Origin of the sequence: Chryseobacterium foetidum (assembly GCF_025457425.1) — a bacterium.
In the GTDB taxonomy this organism is placed as follows: domain Bacteria; phylum Bacteroidota; class Bacteroidia; order Flavobacteriales; family Weeksellaceae; genus Chryseobacterium; species Chryseobacterium foetidum.
In genome coordinates, this window is record NZ_JAMXIA010000001.1 from 1 (window position 1) to 21,878 (window position 21,878).

The 21,878-nt window shown below is 36.8% G+C and carries 19 protein-coding genes; 13 read left to right on the forward strand and 6 right to left on the reverse strand.

All coding sequences use genetic code 11. The annotated features are described in order from the left end of the window. The 4 genes from dnaA (at window position 1) to NG809_RS00020 (ending at window position 3,332) form a co-directional block, all read left to right on the forward strand. A complete protein-coding gene (dnaA, locus tag NG809_RS00005) occupies window positions 1–1,455 on the forward strand; it encodes a chromosomal replication initiator protein DnaA (protein WP_262146953.1) in 1,455 nt (484 codons plus the stop codon). Window positions 1,456–1,599: 144 nt separating this feature from the next. Beyond that, on the forward strand, window positions 1,600–2,073 hold the full coding sequence (locus tag NG809_RS00010; RefSeq protein ID WP_262146955.1) for a low molecular weight protein-tyrosine-phosphatase: 474 nt from the start codon (window positions 1,600–1,602) through the stop codon (window positions 2,071–2,073). Window positions 2,074–2,106: 33 nt separating this feature from the next. Next, complete coding sequence (locus tag NG809_RS00015) at window positions 2,107–2,805, forward strand: SAM-dependent methyltransferase (RefSeq protein WP_262146957.1); 699 nt, start codon at window positions 2,107–2,109, stop codon at window positions 2,803–2,805. A gap of 149 nt (window positions 2,806–2,954) precedes the next feature. Next, complete coding sequence (locus NG809_RS00020; RefSeq protein ID WP_262146959.1) at window positions 2,955–3,332, forward strand: hypothetical protein; 378 nt, start codon at window positions 2,955–2,957, stop codon at window positions 3,330–3,332. Between the two features lie 61 nt (window positions 3,333–3,393). On the opposite strand, the gene NG809_RS00025 is transcribed toward NG809_RS00020, so the two are convergent. Both NG809_RS00025 and NG809_RS00030 read right to left on the reverse strand, forming a co-directional pair. Beyond that, window positions 3,394–4,026 (reverse strand): DUF4349 domain-containing protein, encoded by a 633-nt coding sequence (locus NG809_RS00025; RefSeq protein ID WP_396124784.1) that lies wholly within the window; start codon window positions 4,024–4,026, stop codon window positions 3,394–3,396. Between the two features lie 59 nt (window positions 4,027–4,085). Beyond that, on the reverse strand, window positions 4,086–4,286 hold the full coding sequence (locus NG809_RS00030) for a hypothetical protein (protein ID WP_262146961.1): 201 nt from the start codon (window positions 4,284–4,286) through the stop codon (window positions 4,086–4,088). A 71-nt stretch (window positions 4,287–4,357) separates the two neighbouring features. Between NG809_RS00030 and NG809_RS00035 the strand changes: the two genes are divergently transcribed. Further along, complete coding sequence (locus tag NG809_RS00035) at window positions 4,358–5,422, forward strand: DUF2891 domain-containing protein (RefSeq protein ID WP_262146963.1); 1,065 nt, start codon at window positions 4,358–4,360, stop codon at window positions 5,420–5,422. 142 nt (window positions 5,423–5,564) lie between these two features. On the opposite strand, the gene NG809_RS00040 is transcribed toward NG809_RS00035, so the two are convergent. Then, window positions 5,565–6,038 (reverse strand): Mpo1 family 2-hydroxy fatty acid dioxygenase, encoded by a 474-nt coding sequence (locus tag NG809_RS00040; RefSeq protein WP_262146965.1) that lies wholly within the window; start codon window positions 6,036–6,038, stop codon window positions 5,565–5,567. Between the two features lie 69 nt (window positions 6,039–6,107). On the opposite strand from NG809_RS00040, the gene NG809_RS00045 reads away from it, so the two are divergent. The 3 genes from NG809_RS00045 (at window position 6,108) to NG809_RS00055 (ending at window position 9,791) form a co-directional block, all read left to right on the forward strand. After that, window positions 6,108–6,953 carry a helix-turn-helix domain-containing protein gene (locus tag NG809_RS00045; protein ID WP_262146967.1) on the forward strand — a complete coding sequence of 282 codons (846 nt, stop codon included), beginning with the start codon at window positions 6,108–6,110 and terminating at the stop codon, window positions 6,951–6,953. A gap of 88 nt (window positions 6,954–7,041) precedes the next feature. Next, window positions 7,042–8,352, forward strand: a complete 1,311-nt coding sequence (locus NG809_RS00050) for a TolC family protein (protein WP_262146969.1) — start codon at window positions 7,042–7,044, stop codon at window positions 8,350–8,352. A gap of 299 nt (window positions 8,353–8,651) precedes the next feature. Continuing rightward, window positions 8,652–9,791, forward strand: coding sequence for an HlyD family secretion protein (locus NG809_RS00055; RefSeq protein WP_262146971.1), 1,140 nt, complete (start codon window positions 8,652–8,654; stop codon window positions 9,789–9,791). A 93-nt stretch (window positions 9,792–9,884) separates the two neighbouring features. Here the strand turns inward: NG809_RS00055 and NG809_RS00060 are convergent, their stop codons facing one another. Further along, on the reverse strand, window positions 9,885–10,079 hold the full coding sequence (locus NG809_RS00060; RefSeq protein WP_262146973.1) for a hypothetical protein: 195 nt from the start codon (window positions 10,077–10,079) through the stop codon (window positions 9,885–9,887). Between NG809_RS00060 and NG809_RS00065 the strand changes: the two genes are divergently transcribed. Both NG809_RS00065 and NG809_RS00070 read left to right on the forward strand, forming a co-directional pair. Continuing rightward, the gene (locus NG809_RS00065) at window positions 10,072–11,661 is read left to right on the forward strand and encodes an MFS transporter (protein WP_262146975.1); all 1,590 of its coding nucleotides are present in this window, start codon (window positions 10,072–10,074) and stop codon (window positions 11,659–11,661) included. The two genes, NG809_RS00060 and NG809_RS00065, sit on opposite strands and share 8 nt — an antisense overlap. 608 nt (window positions 11,662–12,269) lie before the next feature. Beyond that, window positions 12,270–12,974 (forward strand): class I SAM-dependent methyltransferase, encoded by a 705-nt coding sequence (locus NG809_RS00070; protein ID WP_262146976.1) that lies wholly within the window; start codon window positions 12,270–12,272, stop codon window positions 12,972–12,974. Between the two features lie 92 nt (window positions 12,975–13,066). On the opposite strand, the gene NG809_RS00075 is transcribed toward NG809_RS00070, so the two are convergent. Both NG809_RS00075 and metG read right to left on the reverse strand, forming a co-directional pair. Beyond that, on the reverse strand, window positions 13,067–13,726 hold the full coding sequence (locus tag NG809_RS00075) for a hypothetical protein (protein WP_262146978.1): 660 nt from the start codon (window positions 13,724–13,726) through the stop codon (window positions 13,067–13,069). Window positions 13,727–13,778: 52 nt separating this feature from the next. After that, the gene (gene metG, locus NG809_RS00080; protein ID WP_262146979.1) at window positions 13,779–15,917 is read right to left on the reverse strand and encodes a methionine--tRNA ligase; all 2,139 of its coding nucleotides are present in this window, start codon (window positions 15,915–15,917) and stop codon (window positions 13,779–13,781) included. A gap of 328 nt (window positions 15,918–16,245) precedes the next feature. Here metG and NG809_RS00085 point away from each other — a divergent pair, with 328 nt between their 5' ends. From NG809_RS00085 to NG809_RS00095, 3 genes are read left to right on the forward strand one after another with little or no spacing between them, the layout of a single operon-like run. Further along, window positions 16,246–19,119: a SusC/RagA family TonB-linked outer membrane protein gene (locus tag NG809_RS00085; RefSeq protein WP_262146980.1), complete on the forward strand. Its 2,874-nt coding sequence runs from the start codon at window positions 16,246–16,248 to the stop codon at window positions 19,117–19,119. A gap of 9 nt (window positions 19,120–19,128) precedes the next feature. Next, entirely contained in the window at window positions 19,129–20,697 is a 1,569-nt protein-coding gene (locus NG809_RS00090) for a RagB/SusD family nutrient uptake outer membrane protein (RefSeq protein ID WP_262146981.1), read from the forward strand. 20 nt (window positions 20,698–20,717) lie between these two features. Beyond that, window positions 20,718–21,830: a SusE domain-containing protein gene (locus NG809_RS00095; RefSeq protein ID WP_262146982.1), complete on the forward strand. Its 1,113-nt coding sequence runs from the start codon at window positions 20,718–20,720 to the stop codon at window positions 21,828–21,830. Window positions 21,831–21,878 lie beyond the last annotated feature (48 nt).

Below are 21,878 nucleotides of genomic sequence, written 5' to 3' on the forward strand. Positions count from 1 at the left end.
ATGAAAGAAAATTTGATGATGACATGGCAGAATTGCCTTCAGTTTATGAGAGATAATCTCAATGCGGCTGAGGATAATTCTGATCTGAAGAAACTTGAAAAATCCTTCGACTTACTTTTCGACAAAGTGCAGCCGGTTTCTCTGGTTGACAACAATCTTACGTTGATGGTACCGAGTGATTTTTACAAAGAATATATTGAAGATAACTACCTGTCTCTACTTTCTGCTGCCCTGAAGAAAAATATTGGCAAAGGCGTTAAGCTTTGGTATTCTGTGATGGAAAACAAACCCGCAGGTCAGGAAAAACCTGTTACCATGAATATGAAAGGCAAAACCGTTGCTACACCAAAAGTGCAGGAAACGATGCCTCAGGGTTTTTCGGGAAATATCGTTAATCCTTTTGTGGTTCCTGGTATTAAAAAGGTAAACATTGATTCCAATCTGAAATCGGATTTTTCTTTTGATAATTATGTGGAAGGGGAGAGCAATAAATTTGCTTCCACAGTGGCGAAATCTATTGCCAAAAGACCTGGTGCAACGGCTTTCAACCCTTTGTTTTTATATGGAGGTTATGGTGTGGGTAAAACTCACCTTGGTCAGGCAGTTGGTCTTGAAGTGAAAAGCCAGTTTCCGGATAAAGTGGTTTTGTATTTATCTTCAGAGAAATTTATCCAGCAGTTTATTTCGGCTGCGAAAGCTCATAAACAGACAGAATTCGCCAATTTTTACCAAATGGTGGATGTGTTGATTATCGACGATATTCAGTTTCTTTCAGGAAAATCTGCAACACAGGACAGTTTCTTCCATATTTTTGATTATTTACATCAGAACGGTAAGCAGATTATTCTTACTTCAGATAAAGCTCCGGTGGATATTATGGATATTCAGGACAGAATTGTTTCCCGATTCAAATGGGGACTTTCTGCAGAAATCAAATCTCCGGATCTTGAAACAAGAAAGAAAATTATTGTTGACAAACTAAGCCGCGACGGAATTGTTTTAACAGACGATATGCTTGATTTTCTTGCATCAGAAGCGAAGACAAACGTTCGTGAACTGATTGGTGTGATCAATTCTGTGATTGCGTATTCTACTATTTATAAGTCGGACTTAAGTCTTGAACTTTTAAAGGAAACCATTAATAAAATTGCCGCCAATCAAAAGAAAATCATCAATATTCCTTATATTCAGGAAGTTGTATGTGATTATTTTGGAATTAAAAGAGAGCAGCTTTTATCTAAAACCAGAAAAAGAGAAATTGCACTTCCAAGACAGTTGGCAATGTACTTTGCAAAAGAATATACCAACTCTACATTTACCAAAATTGGTGAAGAAATGGGAGGGAAGGACCACTCAACCGTAATGTACGCCTGCGAAACAATTAAAGATGTTTCGAAAATTGACAAGGAAGTAAAAAAATATGTAAAAGATCTTACTGAAAGAATCAAACATTAAGTAAGAATTTTTTTAAATTAATATTAAAAATGAAGGATAGATTTATTCTTCATTTTTTATTTTTGTAATCTCAAATCTCAAATCTCAAATCTCAAATCTCAAATCTCAAATCTCAAATCTCAAATCTCAAATCTCAAATCTCAAATGAAAATATTAATGGTCTGTCTCGGAAATATCTGCCGAAGCCCGCTTGCTGAAGGAATTTTAAAATCTAAACTTCCTTCAAATTTCACAGTTGATTCTGCCGGAACTATCAATATGCATGAAGGCAATGCTCCCGATAAAAGATCTGTGGAAGTGGCTGTGAAAAACGGTTTAAATATTTCAAAACAGCGTTCAAGACATTTCCAGTCTCAAGATTTAGATGAGTACGACAGAATTTTCTGCATGGATAAAAATAATCTGAGAGATGTTTTATCTTTAGCTGAAAGTGATGAGCAGAGACAAAAAGTTTCGCTATTGATGAATGATTTAAATTTAAAACAGCATCCCCACGAAGTTCCTGATCCATACTGGAGCGGCTCCGAAGGTTTTGATCAGGTGTACAGACAAATTGATGAAGCCTGTGAAATCATCGCAGAAAATCTTCTAAAAGAATCTTTTAAAATTAAACCTTAATTTCAGCCTTAAACTAAATCTCAACCTAACAAAATGCTTTTTTTACTTCCAGCTTATCTTTCAGAAAATACCTCTATAACTAACTTTTCTCCCGTGATTAAAGAGTACATCATGCAGACCGATTACTTTTTTGTTGAAAACGAGAAGACTGCCAGAAAAGTAGTTAAGTTTTTCGCACCCGAAAAAAAGCAGGCAGATCTAAAACTGTTTTTGCTTGATAAATACACAGAAAATGCTGATATCAAGGAAGCTCAGACCCTGATGCTGAAAGGTCAGGATTTTGGTTTATTGTCTGAAGCGGGTTTGCCCTGTATCGCTGATCCGGGGAATCTCATGGTAAAATGGTGTCATGAAAAAAATATTCAGGTGGTGCCAATTTCAGGGCCATCTTCGATTATTTTAGCTTTGATTTCAAGTGGATTTAACGGGCAGGAATTTACTTTCAACGGATATCTTCCCATCGATAAAGCAGAAAAGAAAAGACAGATTCTTCATTTGGAAAATCTGGTTCAGAAAACGGGTTATTCACAGATTTTTATGGAAACACCTTACAGAAATAACCAGCTTGTTGAAGATCTTTTAAAATTTCTTCCAGCAAATACAAAGCTTTGCATCGCTGCCAATATCAACGATCCGGAAACTGAATTTATCAAAACAAAAACCATCAAAGACTGGCAAAAGCAAAAGCCTGAACTTCATAAAATTCCTGCAGTATTTGTATTAGGAAAGTAATTAAGAATCTCATAAATGGAGCAGGTTGATTGTGTAATTTTTGAAAGACTATTTTATATAAATTATCTTATTTATTATTTAACACCTCATTAACACACCCTTTGCATCATTCTTGTCAATACATAATTATAACATCAAAAAAATAAAATATGTCTGACAAAAAATTAGCTGGTCTGTGGATCGATATGCAAAAGGCGGTAGTGGTAAAAAATCATGATGCTCAGAATGCATTTAAATTCTTTCTCTGCAGTCCGGTAAAAGCGATTATCCAACACGGAAACTCAAGTGAAAATGCAGGAAACAATGCTGAACAAACCAATAAGGTTAAATTCTTCAAGGAAGTTGAGCATTTGCTAACCAATTCAGAAGAAGTATTGATCACAGGTCCGGGAACGATTCAGGAAGAACTGAAAAAACATCTTCACGACACTGCACAGTTTAAAGATTTAAAAATCACTCTTGAAACTTCACAGCAAATGTCTGATGAGCAGGTTTTAGAGACGGTAAAGACACATTTTAATGCTTAATTAAATTGTTATTGCAAAGGAATCATCCGAGTACCAAAAGTATTTGGATGTTTTTTTATGTTTATTTTTTATTTTTTCTGCTCCACCATTTTCTCCAAATTACAATTCCTATCGGAACAAGGATAAGTAATGGCCAAAGAGAAATTACACCTAAAAGAAGTGCGACTAAACCATTCCATCCTTCAGTTAAAGAATCGGCAAATCGGCTTCCAAAACCGACTTTGGAAGTGGTGGAAGATCTTACTTTTTCTTTAAAAAGCGTGAGATTGAGCGTGCTGTATTTCACACGGTCATCGATAAATTTTAATCGGCCTTCGGATACATCAATTTCATCCTCAAGAGTGCGGATGTTTTCCTGAATTTCAAGCATATCACTTGTAGATTTCGCACTTTTAAGCATATCCCTGTACTTTTCAAGGTAAATCTTTTTATTTTCAAGTTTAATGGAAATATCGACATATTCTTCCGTAACGTCATCAGAATAAATATTTTTTGCGGTCACCGTTCCAAAACCATCTGAAAAAGAATTGATTAATGATTCAAATTGTTGGTGGGGAACCCTGATCGTAAACTCCATCTCGTCCCGCATATCGCTGTTTCGGAAAGTTTCTTTCTGAATGTAAGCCTGATTCTTTTTAACGATGGACTGGATCTGGCTTTGGGATTTTATAATATCTCCGACCTGAACAGTCATCTCCCCATTTTTAATAATTTTTTTCGCAATTGAATTGACTTTGGGAAGCGGTTGTGATTCTATAGCTTTATCTTCTGATGCCCGTCACTGCTTGCCGCCGCAGCATCCCTTTGAGGAGCAAAATTTGCGGTGGCACTTGCAGGCATATCCTTGATTTCTTCAAGATTAACTTCTACTATCTGTTCTTCCTGCGGCTCACCTTCATTTTTACTACAGGATACGAGGGTTGTAAATGCGATTGCAATAAATATTTTTTTCATTTTAAAATTTTTGTAACTTTTAATAAGATGTTCTATTCAATATTACGAATTTGTTTTCATATTTTTAAAACATGAAAAGATATCTTCACGCCTTTTTGTTTTTGCCCATTATCAGTTTTGCTCAAACTCCGGAACTGACCGATGAAATGGCTGTCAAACTATCCGAAAAACCGCTTCACTGCATTAATCAGGAGTATCCTAATAAAACAGCTCACATTATTAATAATGCTGGTGAAGTTTCACTCAGTCCGAAAGATCTGCATCCCAGTTTTTATGGTTGCTTCGATTGGCATTCGTCTGTTCATGGGCATTGGATGTTGGTTAGGCTATTAAAAACAAAACCCAGTCTGTCGGTTTCCAAAGAGATTGAAAAGATTTTAGACAATTCATTTAAAAAAGAAAATCTCCAAACCGAAGCAGATTATTTTACAAAATATCAACTGACAACCACTTTCGAGCGAACTTACGGCTGGGCCTGGCTGTTGAAACTCGATGAAGAACTGATGACGTGGAATCATCCGAAAGCAAAAATCTGGCATGAGAATTTAAAACCTTTAACAGATAGAATTCTCAATTCATGGAAAACTTATCTGCCGAAACAAACCTATCCAAACCGAACGGGCGTTCATCCGAACACCGCATTCGCAATGGTTTTCGCACTGGATTGGGCGAGAGCGGCAAAAGATAAAGAATTTGAAAATCAACTGACTGAAAAAGCAAAATATTTTTATCTAAACAATACAAAAACGCCTGCGTATCTCGAGCCGGACGGTTCAGATTTCTTTTCGCCAAGTCTTGAAATTGCTGATTTAATGCGGAGAATTCTTCCGCAAAAAGAATTTGTAAAATGGCTTGATAACTTTTATGAAAAAAGAAGTCTGGAAAACATTGAAAAAATTCCTGTGGTCAGTGATTTGAGCGATTATCAAACTGTTCATCTCGTTGGTTTATCTTTCACAAAAGCATGGTGCATGAAGGGAATCGCAAAATCTCTTCCCGACAGTCATCCGCTAAAAAAAGAATTCCAAAAAACGGCAACCATCTTTTTAAACAATGGACTTCCATTATTATTTCAGGGAAATTACGGCGGAGATCATTGGCTGGCAAGCTTTGCAGTGTATGCTCTGGAAGATTGATATTTGATTTAAATTAATTAAGAATTCTATTCTTAAATCATAGTATTATGTTATTAAGCGAAACGCCATTGTTTATCTTGAAAATACGCACAACACTTTTAAAAAATCTTTGTCTAACCTTGCGTTTAAGAAGAAATTAAAATCAATATCTAATCCCCAATTTTTTCAAAATAAAACTCAACAACCAAATAGGTCCAATTAAAAGAAACTGTAAGTCTTTGAGAAATGAAGGTTTTTTGCCCTCAATTTTGTGTCCTACAAACTGTAAGATCCATGTGATAATAAAAACTGCAAGGTAAATCATCCACGATTTTCCGCCGATGTGGATATTCACAGCATACGCCAGATGTTCCATCAAAAGCATTGCAAAAATCATGATGAAACCAATTAATAAAGAAAGTCTGAGATAAAATAAAGTCACCAGAATTACAGCAATTAAACTTACCAAACTGATGCATCCAAAATATGGCGCACAGAAATGTGGGGAAGGAATCAGTGAAGTAAATCCTAAAATAGTCCAAAAGATAAGCGGAACACAGATCCAGTGAATCAACTTGTTGGTGGAGTTTCTGTGACTTTCGGCGTATTCTGCGAAAAGCAAATCGATCTTTCTCATGGTTATGAATTTGGGTGTACTAAAATAATAAATTTTTGCAATCGAAAACAGATTGTTTACATTTGCCTTATGTCTGCTTTAGAAAAATTCGGGGTTGAGATTTTTACGCAACACAATATCTTTGAAAGAATCTCTGCCGACAAACCTTTCCGTCCCGATAATCCTGCTTTTATCTTTATCAGAAGCGGTTCTATTAAACTGCGACAGCATTTCAGCGACCTCGAGCTGTCTGCGAATATGTTTATGGTGACCGACCCGCAGACGGTTTATGAGCTGATTTCCGTGAGCGATGATTTTCAGTCGAGGATGGTTTCTTACAAACGGGAATTTATTTCGGCTTTGTCGTTGAAATTCAACAGATTGATTACATATCGTTATTTCCGTCAGCAGATGAATGTGGGAGTTCCTTTTCATCAGGATGATATGGATGTGGTCTGGAAAAGCGTCAATTTTTTAAAATACATTCTCGATTCTCAGACGGAGATGACCTACAAAAAAGAAATGGTGGAGCATCTTTTCTCGGTTTTCTGTTATCAAATGGCTGGAATTATTTCCAGTGAAGACAGCAATTCGATGAATCAAATGTCGAGACAGGAAGAAATTGTTTTCGTTTTTCTCAATGATTTGGCTTCCCATCATCATAATAACAGAACGGTAGAATTCTATGCCGAGCGACAGTCGATTACAACCAGACATCTTTCATCAGTTGTAAAGACCATTACGGGAAAGTCGGCAAGTCAGATTATTGCTTTAATTGTAATCAATGAGGCTAAAGTATTATTAAACTCTTCTAAAAAGCCTGTTTCAGAGATTTCTGCAATTCTTGGATTCAGCGACCAATATTCGTTTTCCCACTTTTTTAAGAAACATCTGGATGTAAGTCCGTCACAGTACCGTCATCAGTTCGAAAGCTAGAATCCTACATTTGAACATCTTTTTCCAAATATCAAACATTTGTTTGACTTTGCATCTGTTGTAACTTTGCTTCGTAAAACAAGGTAAAATGACAAAGAATATAAAAACAGCACTATCACTCGTGATGGCTATCTTTCCTGCGCTGTTTTTTTCACAGGAAATAAAACAGATGACAGCAAATGAAGTTGCCGAACTGGCACTTCAGAACCACTATCAGCTAAAAGTTTCAGCTCAGAATATCAATATTGCCAAACAGCAGACCGATATCACCAAACTTCAGAAACTCCCTTCCATCACAGCTTCTACAACTCAATTTTATTTGGGAAACGTTGCGGCAATCGACAAAGACTTTTCCAATTCAACAGCTATTCCGATGCCTCACTATGGAAGTACGTACGGCGTTCAGGCAACACAATTGATTTTCAAAGGCGGATTGGTGAATAAATCTATCGAACTTGCAGGACTTCGTGAACAGCTTTCGGAACTCGATTTAGAAAAAAATCAGCAGGACGTTAAATTTTTAGTGATATCCAATTATCTGGACGTTTATAAAATCATCAACCAGCAATCGGTTTTTGAAAATAACAAAAAACTGGCTCAGCAACGGTTAAAAAACATCAACGATTTCTACAAACAGGGAATGGTGACCAGAAACGAAGTTATCCGTGGTGAACTGGCCATCAAAAATATTGACCAAAGCATTCTCACTTTAGCCAACAACCGAAAAATCCTTAATTATAATTTAAATATCGGTTTGGGTTTACCTGCTGATACGGAAATTATTCCGGTTGAAAATTTGGAAAATAAAGAAATTGGAATCGGGATGGATTATTATTTAAATCTCGCTCACGACAGCAATCCACAACTGAAATCTGCAGAAACCAACATCGGTGTTGCCGATAAAAATATCGAAATCATAAAAACCGACAGAATGCCAACGCTTTCCGGTTTCGGTGGATATAGTCTTCAACGACCGATTACCAATAGAAATCCTGTTCTGGATATGTATGCAAGTGGTTGGCAAGGTGGAATTTCGTTAAGCTACAACATCGATAATTTATATAAAACCAAAGAAAGAGTAAAGCTTGGTGAATTTCAAAAAACTCAGGCCAATGATGTTTTCACTCTAACTCAACAAAATGTTGATATGAATGTAAACGCTTCATACGTCAAATATCAGGAAGCAATCCAGCAGGCCGATATTTTAAATGATGCGAAAAGACTGGCGGAAGAAAACTATAAAATCACCGAAGCGAAATACCTCAATCAATTGGCGGTACAGGCAGAAATGATTGATGCGCAAAACCAGAAACTTCAGTCTGAACTGGATTTTGCGAATGCGGAAATCAATGTGCTGTATCAATATTACAATTTATTGAAATCAACGGGAACGCTTTAATAATTTAAACATTTTAAATGCGCTAAAATTTATTTTAAACGCAAAGTTTTATGATGGCTGAAAATATTATTAAGTGAGCAAAGATGAATCAACAAGTTGATTTTATTAAGCATATGCATAAGCTTCGCAAAACAAATTCATTTGCCTTTGCACCCTTAAAAATAAAGCGTTGCAAATAAAAAATCTTTGCGTTATACAATAAAACACAACGACTTTTCTAAATTAAAAGGCTTTTTGAAACTAAAATCATTCATAGTTAAAACTCTCAGAACCTCGTGTTCAAAAAACATATAAAAACAATGGAAAACAAGGAACAAAATATTCAGAATACACAACCACAAGCGCCGGTAAAACAAGTGGTTACAAGTGCTGAAGCCAAGAAAAAACAAAACAGAAAGAATAAAATCAGAGCCATCATCTCAAACGTTATTGTTTTTGCAGTGATTGGTTTCGGGTTGTTCTGGTTGATTCGTCAGTACTTTCACATCGGTGATAAAACCTATACGGAAGCGGCTCAGGTGGAAGAATTTATCAATCCAATCAACACCAGAGTTTCGGCTTACATCAAAGAAATTAAATTCATTGAACATCAGCAGGTGAAGAAAGGTGATACGTTGGCCATTTTGGATGACCGCGAAATCATTACACAACTCGGACAGGCGGAAGCAGCCTACCAAAACGCATTGGCTCAGCGTTCGGCAACAGGTTCATCAATCAATACCGTTTCCAACAACGTCAGTGTAATGGAATCTAACATTGCCGGCGCAAAAGCGAGATTGTGGAATGCCGAACAGAATTTAGGACGATACAAAAACCTTTTGGCAGCAGAAGCGGTAACCAGACAGCAATTTGACCAAGCCAAAACAGAATACGATGCCCAAAAAGCAGCGTATGAAACTTTGGTCAATCAGAAACAGTCCGCCAACCTTTCTACCACCGAAGTAAAAAGCAAACTGGGAATCAATGATGCCGAAATCAAACGAACAAAAGCCGCTTTGGATATGGCGAAAATCAATCTTTCCTACACAGTCATCACCGCACCTTACGACGGTGTAATGGGAAGAAGAACGATTTCGGAAGGACAGCTCATTCAGCCTGGACAACAGGTTGCTACCATCGTTTTAAACAATCAAAAATGGGTAACCGCCAACTTCCTCGAAAGTCAGATGCCCAATATTAAAATCGGTGAAAAACTCATGATGACTGCCGATGCACTAGGCGGAAAACAGTTTGAAGGAAAAGTCACCGCAGTTTCCGCAGCAACAGGCTCAAGATATTCAAGCGTTCCGACGGATAACTCCACCGGTAACTTTATTAAAGTTCAACAGAGAATTCCCGTAAGAATCGAGTTTACAGATGCCAACAAAAAAGAAGATGTAGCGAAACTGAGTGCGGGGATGAATATGAATGTTTCTATTCAAGAGCCAAGTAAAAAGTAAAAAGAGCCAAGTTAATGGGATGGAAGTGGGAAGCGGGATGATGGAAGGACGTGATTAGTAAACTTTCGACATTTAGTGACAAAGTTTAAAATTTTATAAAAATAATAAACGCAATACTGGAAAACTTCCAGCACCCATCTTCCATCTTCCCTCTGAAAAAATAAACGCAATACTGGCAAAACTTCCAGCACCCATCTTCCCTCTTCCCTCTGAAATAATAAACGCAATACTGGCAAAACTTCCAGCACCCATCTTCCATCTTCCATCTAAAACAAATATTATGTACAACAAAGGTCTTTTCAGCGATTGGGTTCCGAAACCCGTACAGCTTCTGATGATGGTTTTACTGCTTATCGTAGTGATGCCGTTGGGTGGAGTTTATACCGGAAACATCAGTTTTATGGTGGGCGGAACCGGCGTGATGCAGGAATATTTTCTGTGGGCAAACTATGCCACCACCATTGGGATGGGTGCGTGTATGCCTGTGGTTTTAAGAATGAAAATGCGGTTCAAAGTCCGTGATAAACTCGTGGTTTTATTGGTGCTTTTGGGTGCATTAAGTTATATTAACGCTAACACTTTCGAGCCGATGGTTATCGTGATGAGCTCGTTGGTCATTGGCTTTTTAAAAATGATGATAACCATCGAATTATTTTTACCGTTAATGGCAATGCTTGGCGGACGTGGGATTTTCTACGGCGTTTTCTACACATTTGTTTTAATATTAAATCAGGTCTCCGCGTACTACGCTGTGGAAGTTTCAATAATGTACAACTTTCAGCAGTTCTTTATTTTGGCGGCCGTTTTGTGTTTCGTTTTGGCATCATTGTGCTGGATTTTGATGCACGATAAATATTTTGCCCTAAAAGTTCCGTTACATTACATCGACTGGCTGAGCGTCATCCTTTTTGTTTCAACGTTTATGTTTTCGGCCTACGTATTTTCGTTTGGGAAACAGCAGGATTGGCTTAATTCAAAAAACATCATCAACGCAAGCATAGCAGCATTTGTAAGTTTCGCATTATTGGCGATTCGTCAGCTGACATTAAAAAGACCATACATTTCCTTTAATATATTCACAAAAAGCAATGTGCTCAACGGACTGTTTATGCTCCTATGGCTGGGAATGTTTTTAGGGACAACATCGCTTCAAAACATTTATTCAGTCGGGGTTTTGGGCTACGACCAACTGACCAATGCAAAACTCAATCTCATGATGATCCCCGGACTACTTTTAGCCGGAGTCATCGCCGTATTTTGGTTTAAAAAAGAATCACCGCTTAAAATGTTTATCTTTTCGGGCTTTTCAGCAATGACGGCTTATGCAATCATTATGTATTTTTCGATGGTACTCGAATTCAACTACGAAAGCTGGTACTTACCGATGTTCCTGAAAGGTTATGGCATGTGTTCACTCTTCATTTCGGTTTGGTATTACACATTAGACAAACTGGAACTCAACGAAATGCTGGCCGCCATCGGATTGGTTTTGGTGTGGCGGACTTTCCTTGCAGTAGGGTTTTTCTCAGCCCTGTTTTCATGGTTTCAGTATCAGTTTCAAATCGTCAGTTTAGGAGATTTGGCTGTTTATATGGATGGGATGACGATTACGCCGCAAAACGTTGCAACCAATATGAAAACCATTCAGCTCAACGCCATTATTTCCGCCAATAAAAAGATATTCGGCTACATTATCGTCGCCGGTTTTGGAGTAATGTTGTACGTGCTGACTCATCATTTCGGAAAACGCACAGAATATTTAAGAGTCATCAGAATCCTCAACGGAAAGTCTGTCATCGCCAGACGAAGATTCCGTGAAAGAAAAAAATTGGAAGAAGACATCAAAGGCGCCGCCGGCCCTGCCTTATAAAGAAACCTTGTTTTTACCCGTAAAGTCTCGTTTTGTTTTTCAAAGCGGGGCTTTAATTTTTAAAAATTATCCAGTACATATTACTCATTACCCATCACTCATTACCGATATTTTCGGGAGCTTAATCCCGCTGTTCACTATATCTTTTGCTCTTCGTTCCTCATCACAAAAGGATGCCGTTTCCATCGGGGCTAGGGAATCCCGCCATCAAAGATTTATTTCGAAATTTGATCTTAAACCTCATAGGTTTCGAAAACTTACGAGGTTTTGCATCTAAGATGAAGATTTGTTCAAAGAAACAGATCGGAAGAATCAAAAGTAAGAAAACGCCCTGCCACAAAGGTCCCTGCACCCGTGCATCAGGTTTGCGGGAAGTACGCAAGTCTGTCGCACCTTAGCAACATACTTGCGGAAACATCCGAAAGCTTGTCGCACCCCCGCAGGAAGCTTTCGGTAAATTATAATTGTTTATCGCTGTGTGACATCGTGTTTTCGGACAAGTAATAATCCTGTTTATTTTTAAAATAAAATTTTCACATCAATCAAAATGCAAAAATCAGATTTAATAAAATATTTCAAAGGCTTATCTTTGCGGAAGATTTACTTGTATGAAAGACTTAATGGGACGCGCAATTCTGGATTATTTTCAAAACGAAAATCCTGAAGATCTGCAGACAGAAACCTCAATTTCCGAACTCGATGAACTTCCGGTAGAATATCTTTTCAGAGGTTTTGAAGAGATGAACAAAATCGAACAGAAAGCTTTGAAATTAGCTCATGGAAAAGTCCTTGACATCGGAGCAGGAGCGGGTTCGCATTCACTGTATCTTCAAAATGAAAGAAAATTGGATATTACCGCTTTGGATATTTCGCCAAAATCTATTGAAGTCTGTCAACTACGGGGTATTCAGAAAACTGTTGTCCAAAATATGCTGGAATTTTCCGGGGAAACTTACGACACAATTCTTCTCCTTATGAACGGAACCGGAATTTTCCAAAGCCTGAATGTGATTGATATTTATCTTCAAAAACTTCATTCTTTATTAAATAAAAACGGACAAATCCTCATTGACAGCACAGATATTCTTTACATGTTTGATACCGACGAAGATGGCGGAGTTTTGATTCCTGCCAACGGATATTATGGCGAGCTTGATTATATCGTTCATTACAAAGGCGAGTCTGAAGATCCGATAAAGTGGCTTTATTTAGATTTCAATACATTAAAGAATGCTGCAGAAAATAATGGTTTTAAAATAGAAAAGGTTTTGCAGGATGAAGATTCTTACCTGGCTAAACTGATTAAAAACTAGATTGATTTTCTGGTAATTAAGTTTTGTTGACTTTAAAATCGTTGTAAGTTGACTTAATTTTTTTTATTGCATTGATTACTCTGTATAAATTCCTACTCTGAAAATCTCATTAAAAAATAGCTTGAGAATAATCTTTCATAATTTGAGAATATCAAGAACAGCATAATGGCTGCAAATATACTCGGGAACAGGTAAGATTGAGATCTGTAAACTATTCTCTTCGGCATTGAAGTTACCCAAATAATGACTAAGATGAGAGGTCCTGTTACAACGGGAAGTATTTCAGGACTATATCTTGATGAAGATGCCAAGTTATTTTCAACGATAAACTTATAGGCATAAAATTGTAGAGGCACATAAATAATTCCAAGTAAAAATGTGAAAACAGCAGGAATATATTTTTTTAGTTTTAAGAAGTTTAAACTTAGTAAAATGGCTCCGAATAATGTTCCAAGAAACACGCCTGAAATCAAAATGAATGTTCTTGAATATAGCTTTACAGCAGATGGATCTGTCGTTATATGATCTTTCCAGTCTTCAATTTCTTCATATTTTTTTGCAGCTTCAGATTCTTTTTTGTGCTGAATAAGATGCTGAATGTTGTTTATTTCTGCAGCAGAAAATATTCTTCCTCTATCCTTTAAAATATCAAAAGCGATCTGAACAGCTTCAGGCACAAAGCGGTTTTGTGACTGAAGATATTTCTCTAATTCCCTGTTTGAAAGTTTTTCTAACGTACTTTTCTTTACCATGATTCAAAAAAAAAGGGCATCCGAAAATGCCCATTTCCATATCATTTTAAATTTACCCAATCTCAATCCCATTCTCAACATTGCTGTCATCCGGCGTCACAAAAGATAATTTTCCGTCAGGTTTTGTAGTCAACAACAGCATTCCCTGAGATTCAATCCCTCTGATTTTTCTTGGCGCAAGGTTTAATAAAATCATCACCTGCTTTCCGATTACTTCTTCAGCCTTAAAGCTTTCTGCGATCCCAGAAACAACAGTTCTTACGTCAACACCTGTATCAACAGTTAATTTCAATAATTTATCTGCTTTTTCTACTTTTTCAGCTTCAATAATCGTTGCTGTTCTCAGGTCGATTTTTGTAAAATCATCAAACTGTATTTCGTCTTTCATTGGATTGGCTTTAGGGTTTGTTTTTTTATTGCTTTGTTTTGTATTTTCTAATTTCTGGATTTGAAAATCAATTACATCGTCTTCAATTTTGGAGAAAAGAAGAGTGGCTTCATTGATTCTATGACCGTACGGTAAAAATTGATTTGTCAAATTTAATACGTCGTCCCACACTAATTTTGAATAGTTTCTGCATTTTATTTCTTTATCTGATTTAACGAAAGGTTTTGAAATTAATCTATCAGTAAAATTAATATCAAGTTCTAAATCATTTGAGTTGAAAATTTCTTCGATTTTATTTGATGTAAAAGGCATAAAAGGCTCGCATATATAACCAAGCAATATTGATATTTGAGAGGCAACATATAATTGTGTTTTAACTCTTTCAGGATTGTCTTTAATTATTTTCCATGGCTCTTCATCAGCTAAATACTTGTTACCAATGCGTGCAACAGTAATCATTTCATTCAAAGCATTCCTAAATTCATACTTGTTTAGATATTGTCCCAATTTTTCAATTGAATTTTGAACCAGATGCATTGCCTCAATATCTTGTTGAAGAAAGTTTGGCTTTTGTACAATTCCATCATAATATTTATGAATTAAAACGGCAACTCTGTTGATGAAATTTCCGAAAATCCCAACCAGCTCAGAATTATTCTTTGTCTGAAAGTCCTTCCATGTAAAGTTATTATCCTTCGTTTCAGGAGCAGAAGAAAGCAATGCATAACGCAAAACATCCTGTTGCCCGGGAAATTCTTCCACATATTCGTGTGCCCAAACTGCCCAGTTTCTTGAAGTTGAAATTTTATCGTTTTCTAAATTTAAAAATTCAAACGCAGGTACATTTTTCGGCATAATGAAATCTCCGTGAGCCTTCATCATTGCAGGGAAAATAATACAGTGGAACACAATATTGTCTTTTCCAATAAAGTGAACCAAATCTGAGTTTTCGCTTTGCCAGTAATCTTTCCAGTCTTTTCCGTTTTTCTCAGCCCATTCTTTGGTGAAAGAAATATATCCAATCGGAGCATCAAACCAAACGTAAAGTACTTTACCTTCTGCATTTGGAAGTGGTACAGGAACGCCCCAGTTCAGATCTCTGGTCATGGCACGGGGTTTCAAACCATCCGTTAACCACGATTTTACCTGTCCATAAACATTGGTTTTCCAGTCGTCTTTATGGCCTTCGATGATCCATTCGTTTAAGAAATCTTCGTATTCATTTAAAGGTAAATACCAGTTTTTGGTTTCTTTTAAAACAGGAACGTTACCGCTCAACATCGATTTTGGATTGATCAGTTCTGAAGGTGAAAGGGTAGTACCACATTTCTCGCACTGATCTCCATAAGCGTTGTCATTTCCGCAATTCGGACAGGTTCCAACGATGTATCGGTCGGCTAAAAATTCGTTTGCCTGCTCGTCAAAATACTGCTCAGACATTTCTTCTGTAAACTTTCCCTTCTCATAAAGAACTTTAAAGAAATCCTGACTTGTTTCGCGGTGATTTTGAGAGGTAGTTCTTGAATATTCATCAAATGAAATCCCCAAATCCGAGAACGATTTTTTGATGATTTCATGATATTTATCGACGATATCCTGTGGGGTCACGCCTTCTTTTTTAGCTCTGATGGTAATAGGAATTCCGTGCTCGTCACTTCCGCAGATAAAAGCAACATCTTTCCCTGACCTTCTCTGAAATCTTGCGTAGACATCAGCAGGAATATAAACACCCGCCAAATGCCCTATATGAACCGGTCCGTTGGCATAAGGCAACGCTGCCGTAATCAATTTTTTATTTGACATTTTTATACTAAAATTTAGATGTGCAAAGATAATTATAATTTATCTAAAGTTTTAAGAAATGATTCTCATCAAGGCTTATCATAAATTTTGGCTGACACTTGGTCATTTAGTTAAACGAATGTTTAATTTTTTACTGTATCAACCCATATATTATGCAATGTATAGTTTTTGCTAATAATGTGATTATTAATAATTTGTGAAAATCATGTGGTTTAAGATAAAGAAAATTTAATAAATAATTAATATTTATTAACATCAAATAGTTTTTTGTTTAAATTGCAGGGCTGGGATACAGCATAAACAAAGGAAACTATATAAAAATAATATTGTGAAAAACTTTACAACGGTATTAAAGATTGCACCGGCATTTTTACTGGCAAGCTCAGTAATGTTCGGGCAAGAGCAGGATTCTACTGCAAAGGAAAAGAAGATTGAGGAAGTAGTTTTAATTGGTTACGGTAAGCAGAAGAAATCGGACCTTACAGGATCTATTACTTCAGTTAGCGAAAAGGAATTTAATAAAGGTGCAATTGTATCAGCAGATCAGCTGATTAATGGTAAAGCTCCCGGCGTACGTATAACGAACACTGGAGGTTCTCCTGATTCAGCACCCAATATTAGAATCAGGGGTGGTTCATCAATTTCTGCACAGAATAATCCTCTCATTGTAATAGATGGAGTGCCATTAGATTTTGTATCTGCTGCAGGATCTGCTAATCCTCTCAATTTGGTAAATCCCAATGATATTGAATCTTTTTCAATTTTAAAGGATGCATCTGCTACAGCTATCTATGGTTCAAGGGCATCAAATGGTGTAATTATTATAACAACAAAAAAAGGAGGCGGTAAATTAAAGATTAATTTTAGCACGAATATGTCTGTTGGTGAGGTAACAAAATTTGCTGATGTGATGGATGCTGATCAATTTGTAGACTATGTCAGCAAATATTTTCCGCAAAGTAAATGGAAACTTGGGGTAGGTGGATCTGCTGATAACCCTACAACGACAGGAACAATTTACAATACTGACTGGCAAAAAGAGATTTACAGGACTTCTGTATCAACGGATAATAATCTAAGTTTATCCGGAGCTTTGTTTGATAAAAAATTACCTGTAAGATTATCTTTAGGTTATAACCGAACTGAAGGTGTGGTAAAGACGAGTGACTACGAAAGGTTTTCGGGAGCATTGAGAATAACACCAACATTATTTGATAAGCATCTGAAAATTGACGTAAATGCAAAAGGTATAATATCTGATCTTAATGCGATAGATCAGGATGCAGCCATTGGTGGAGCCATATCCATGGATCCTACAAAACCTGTTTACGTTTCGCAAACTGGTCTGAGTGGAAATCCATACAACAGGTTTGGAGGGTTTTATCAGAACACTGCATTGGTGAGCAATCAATATAATGCTATTGGGCAGTCAAATCCTTTGGCAGTTTTGTTACAGAGAACTTCCCCTCAAAACATTAAGAAATTACTAGGTAACGTAGAATTGGATTACAAAATGCATTTTCTACCTGAATTGAGAGCCGTTGTGAATTTAGGTTTGGAAACTTCAGAATCCAATCTTGAAACTGTTTTCGGTGATAATGCTATTCAAACCTACAGGTTGGTGAGTGGAGCTGCTACACCAAATGACTTTGTTTTTAATCCAGGAGTAAATTACCGCGAGAGACAAAATATTTTTAACAAGACGTTGGATTCATATTTAGTATACGAAAAAAATTACTCAGGATTTATTTCCCATTTTTTAATTCAGGGAGGATACTCTTATCAAAGTTTTAGGAATGAGGGACATAAGGATGAATTCAGATATAACAATGAGACAGGTATAAGAGAAAGTTTTGTTCAGTTTCCATTACTCAACCCGAACAATAATTACTATAATTTAACCAATCTACAGTCGTTTATTGGAAGAACAAATATTGATATCAAAAATAAGTATTTATTCACAGCTACATTGAGAGCGGATGCGTCTTCTCTATTCAGAAAAGATATCAGATGGGGATATTTCCCTTCTGTTGCGTTTGCATGGAAAATTAACGAAGAAGGTTTTCTTAAAGACTCAAATAATATAAAAGAGTTGAAATTGAGATTAGGGTGGGGACAGACAGGACAGCAGGACATTACTCAAATTGCAGGTTATTATCCATCCAGAGCTTTATTTCAGGAAGGTAATGCAGGATCTCAATATTTTCCAGGAATCGGAACTTATAGTGCGATACCATTTAATGATGAGTTAACCTGGGAGAAAGCTACAACAATGAATGCTGGATTGGACTTCTCTTTATTCAGGAATAATTTTATTACAGGTAGTTTAGATGTATATAGAACTGAAACCAGTGATCTTTTGGCTAAAGTTCCTTACCCTGCAGGGCAATTTCTTACTAACGAATTTGTACGAAATGTAGGAAGTACAGAAAACAATGGAGTTGAGCTCAACCTGACTGTAAATGCTGTGCGGACTGACGATGTCACCTGGAGCGTCTCTGGAAATATGGGCTATAACAAAGGAAAGGTAAAAAATCTGGATCAATTAAAATTGATTCAGGGTCAGGATGGAGGTTTGCCTGTAGGTACCGGAAATATTCTTGCATATAACGCGGTAGGGTATCAGCCGTTTTCCGCCTATGTTTATGAACAGGTTTATGATTCAAACGGTAATCCTTTGGCCGGTGTAGTTGTTGACCGAAATAATGACGGCATAATTAACACAGAAGATAAATACTTTAAAGCAATCAGACCCAATTGGACTTACGGATTTAGTACATCGTTCAATTACAGGAAGTTTGATTTTAGTACAAGTTTGAGAGGTCAGATAGGAGGTAAAGTTTTCAATGCCAGAAAACTTTCGCAAGGTTACAGACAAAGTTCAGTTCCACAAAACGGACTTTCAGTTAATAATGCTAATTCCTACGCTGCAGTATCGCCATTTGATAATATAACAGATCCGGTTATCTATTCAGATTTCTTCTTGGAAGATGCTTCGTTTTTGAGAATGGATAATGCAACAGTAGGTTATTTAATTCAAAATGCATTTAAAAATACCAATATCAGAGTTTACGCATCTGTAAACAATGCATTTGTTATTACTAAATACAACGGTGTGGATCCGGAAAATTTTAACGGTATTGATAACAACTTTTATCCAAGACCAAGAATCTATACACTTGGTTTTAACCTTAACTTTTAAAAATAAATCATGAAAAATATAAAATTTAAATTACTTACACTAGGTACAGTGCTTTTACTTGCTACAAGTTCTTGTATTGGTGATTTGGATACAGAACCAAAATATGATTATACTTTAGAACAATTAATTGCTCAGGATCCAAATGCAGTAGAGGGATTACTTTCAAGATTATATGCAAGTTACGCATTGTCAAGTGTGAGAGGGTCTGGTGAATCTGATGTTGCGGGGGCAGATCCGGGTGAATCACCTTTTATCAGAGGTCTGATTAATCTTGAAGATTTCACAGCTGATGGTATGAAAAACAGATGGGGAGATAATGGTTTAGATCAGTTGACAACCACTGTAAACTGGACTGACAGTAATAAGTTCTTCAGATATGTTTATGACAGATTATACTATATTATACCGCAGGCAACCAATTTGATTCTGATTCTTAATAAAGATGATGTAAGCTATGCAAAGAAAGCAGAAGCAATTGGCGAATTAAAATTTTTACGGGCACTGTCATATTACTACATCATTGATCTTTTTGGTAAAGGTGTGTTGGTAAATGATACTAATTTTGGTACAACCGCCCCTCTTCCGGAATCCTCCAGAACAGAACTTTTTAATTATGTAGAAAGTCAACTAATTGAAGCTGAAGCAGTTTTGCCTGCTACGAACTCTTATGGAAGAGCAAACAAGGCAACAGTACAATTTCTTTTGGCAAAATTATATCTAAATGCAGAAGTGTATACCGGAACAAATAGATACAGCAGTGCCGTACCTTATCTAAACAAAGTAATAGCAGCTGGATATAGTCTTGAAAGTAATTTCTCTAAAAATTTCAGGACAGACAATAATACTTCGAAAGAAATCATATTTCCCTTGATTGCGGACGCAATCTCAAGTCAGAGTTTTGGAAATACAACATATATTATTCAAGGTAGTCTTAGTATAGAAACGATGACTCCGCAAACTTATGGTTCAGTAGGACCTGATGCAGGAGCGTGGGCAGGCCACAGAGCTACGAAGGCCTGGTACGGCCTGTTTGGAAATTCTGCTGCTGCACTAAACGCAAGTCCGGATCAGAGAGCGAAGCTATTTTGGACTACTGGGCATAGCTATGAAATGACTGATTATAAAGTGTGGAAAGATGGATATCCTTCTGTGAAATTCCAAAATGTGAATGCTGCCGGAAACGGAACACCATCAGTTTTTGTTTCTACTGATTTTCCTTTATTCAGATTAAGTGATGCTTATCTTATGTATGCAGAGTGTGCAGTAAGAGGGGCTGCAGGAGCTGACATGGCATTGGCTCAAAGTTATTTTAACCAGGTAAGAAATAGATCAAATGCTGGAAATCTGACCGTGACACTCCAAAATATTTTAGACGAAAGGGGTCGTGAACTTAATCTCGAAGGAGTGAGAAGACAGGATTTAATCAGATTCGGAAAATTTACAGGAGGATCATACCTGTGGCCATGGAAAGGTGGCTCTAAAGACGGTACCGCAATCTCTGACAATTACAAGCTTTTCCCTATTCCTGCTACAGCACTTCAGTCTAACCCTAATTTGACACAAAATACAGGATATTAATTATTTAAAAATTACTCAGAATGAAAAATATATTTAAAATATTTCTTTTAGGGATACTCGTCGTTTTTATAATTTCATGTCAGGAAGATGACGATAAAGTAATGCTGAACAATACTTCTGTAAGTACATTGTCAGTAAATAAAACAACTGTTGTTTTAGATGAAACAACTGCAGATCAGGCGGCTCTTGTATTTGAATTTAGGAATCCAACCTTTAGCCCTTCAGTTCAATTTACGAATGCTGTGGAATTTGCCGTTGCAGGAACTAATTTTAGCCCAAATACCACCAGAGAGGTTTCTATGGGTCAGAATACATTTTCTTTAAGTCATTTACAACTTAATAATATATTGGCTGATTTAAATGTAGTTCCTAACACACTTAAGTCAATTGAAATTAGATTAAAATCCAACGTAAACCCAGTTACTCCGTTTTACTCGAATGTTTTGAAAGTATCGATGACCGGTTATACACCAAACCCGGATTTGATTTTTCCTAAGATAAATGTTCCAGGTGGATACGCAGGAGCAGCAGGTTACGCAGACTGGACTCCTGCAAATGCGCCTAATCTATTCTCTCCAGATAAAAACAGCCAGTATAGAGGATTCATTTACGTAACTGCTCCAAACAGTGAATACAAATTCACGATTAATCAGGATTGGGCAGGGGACAAAGGGGATGATGGTACACTCACAGGTAAACTTGTTGAAACTGGCGAACAGAATATAAAAGCAGCAACTGCGGGCACGTATTATGTGAAAGTTGACTGGACTGCCAATACATACTCGTCTGTTTTGGCAAACTTTGGGGTAATAGGCGATGCTACTCCCGCAGGTTGGGGTGCTGATACAGATCTTGTTTATAATCCATCTACAAAAACGTACGTAATCAACTCAATTGTTTTAACTGCAGGTGGAGTTTTCAAATTCAGAGCAAACGATGACTGGGCAATGAAGATTCAACCAGCCGCAGCGGATCAGACTCTTGCTTCGGGAACAGCTGTTCAGACTTTCTTCAATGCTGAAGGAACTGTACAGGGAGATTCCAGTTACAAAGTTTCTGAAACCGGAAATTACAGAATCGAATTAGATTTACACAACTCAGCATATTACAAGCTGACTGTTACAAAATTGTAAAATATATCTTATTTAACAGCAAAACTGTTGCTTCCCAGCAGCAGTTTT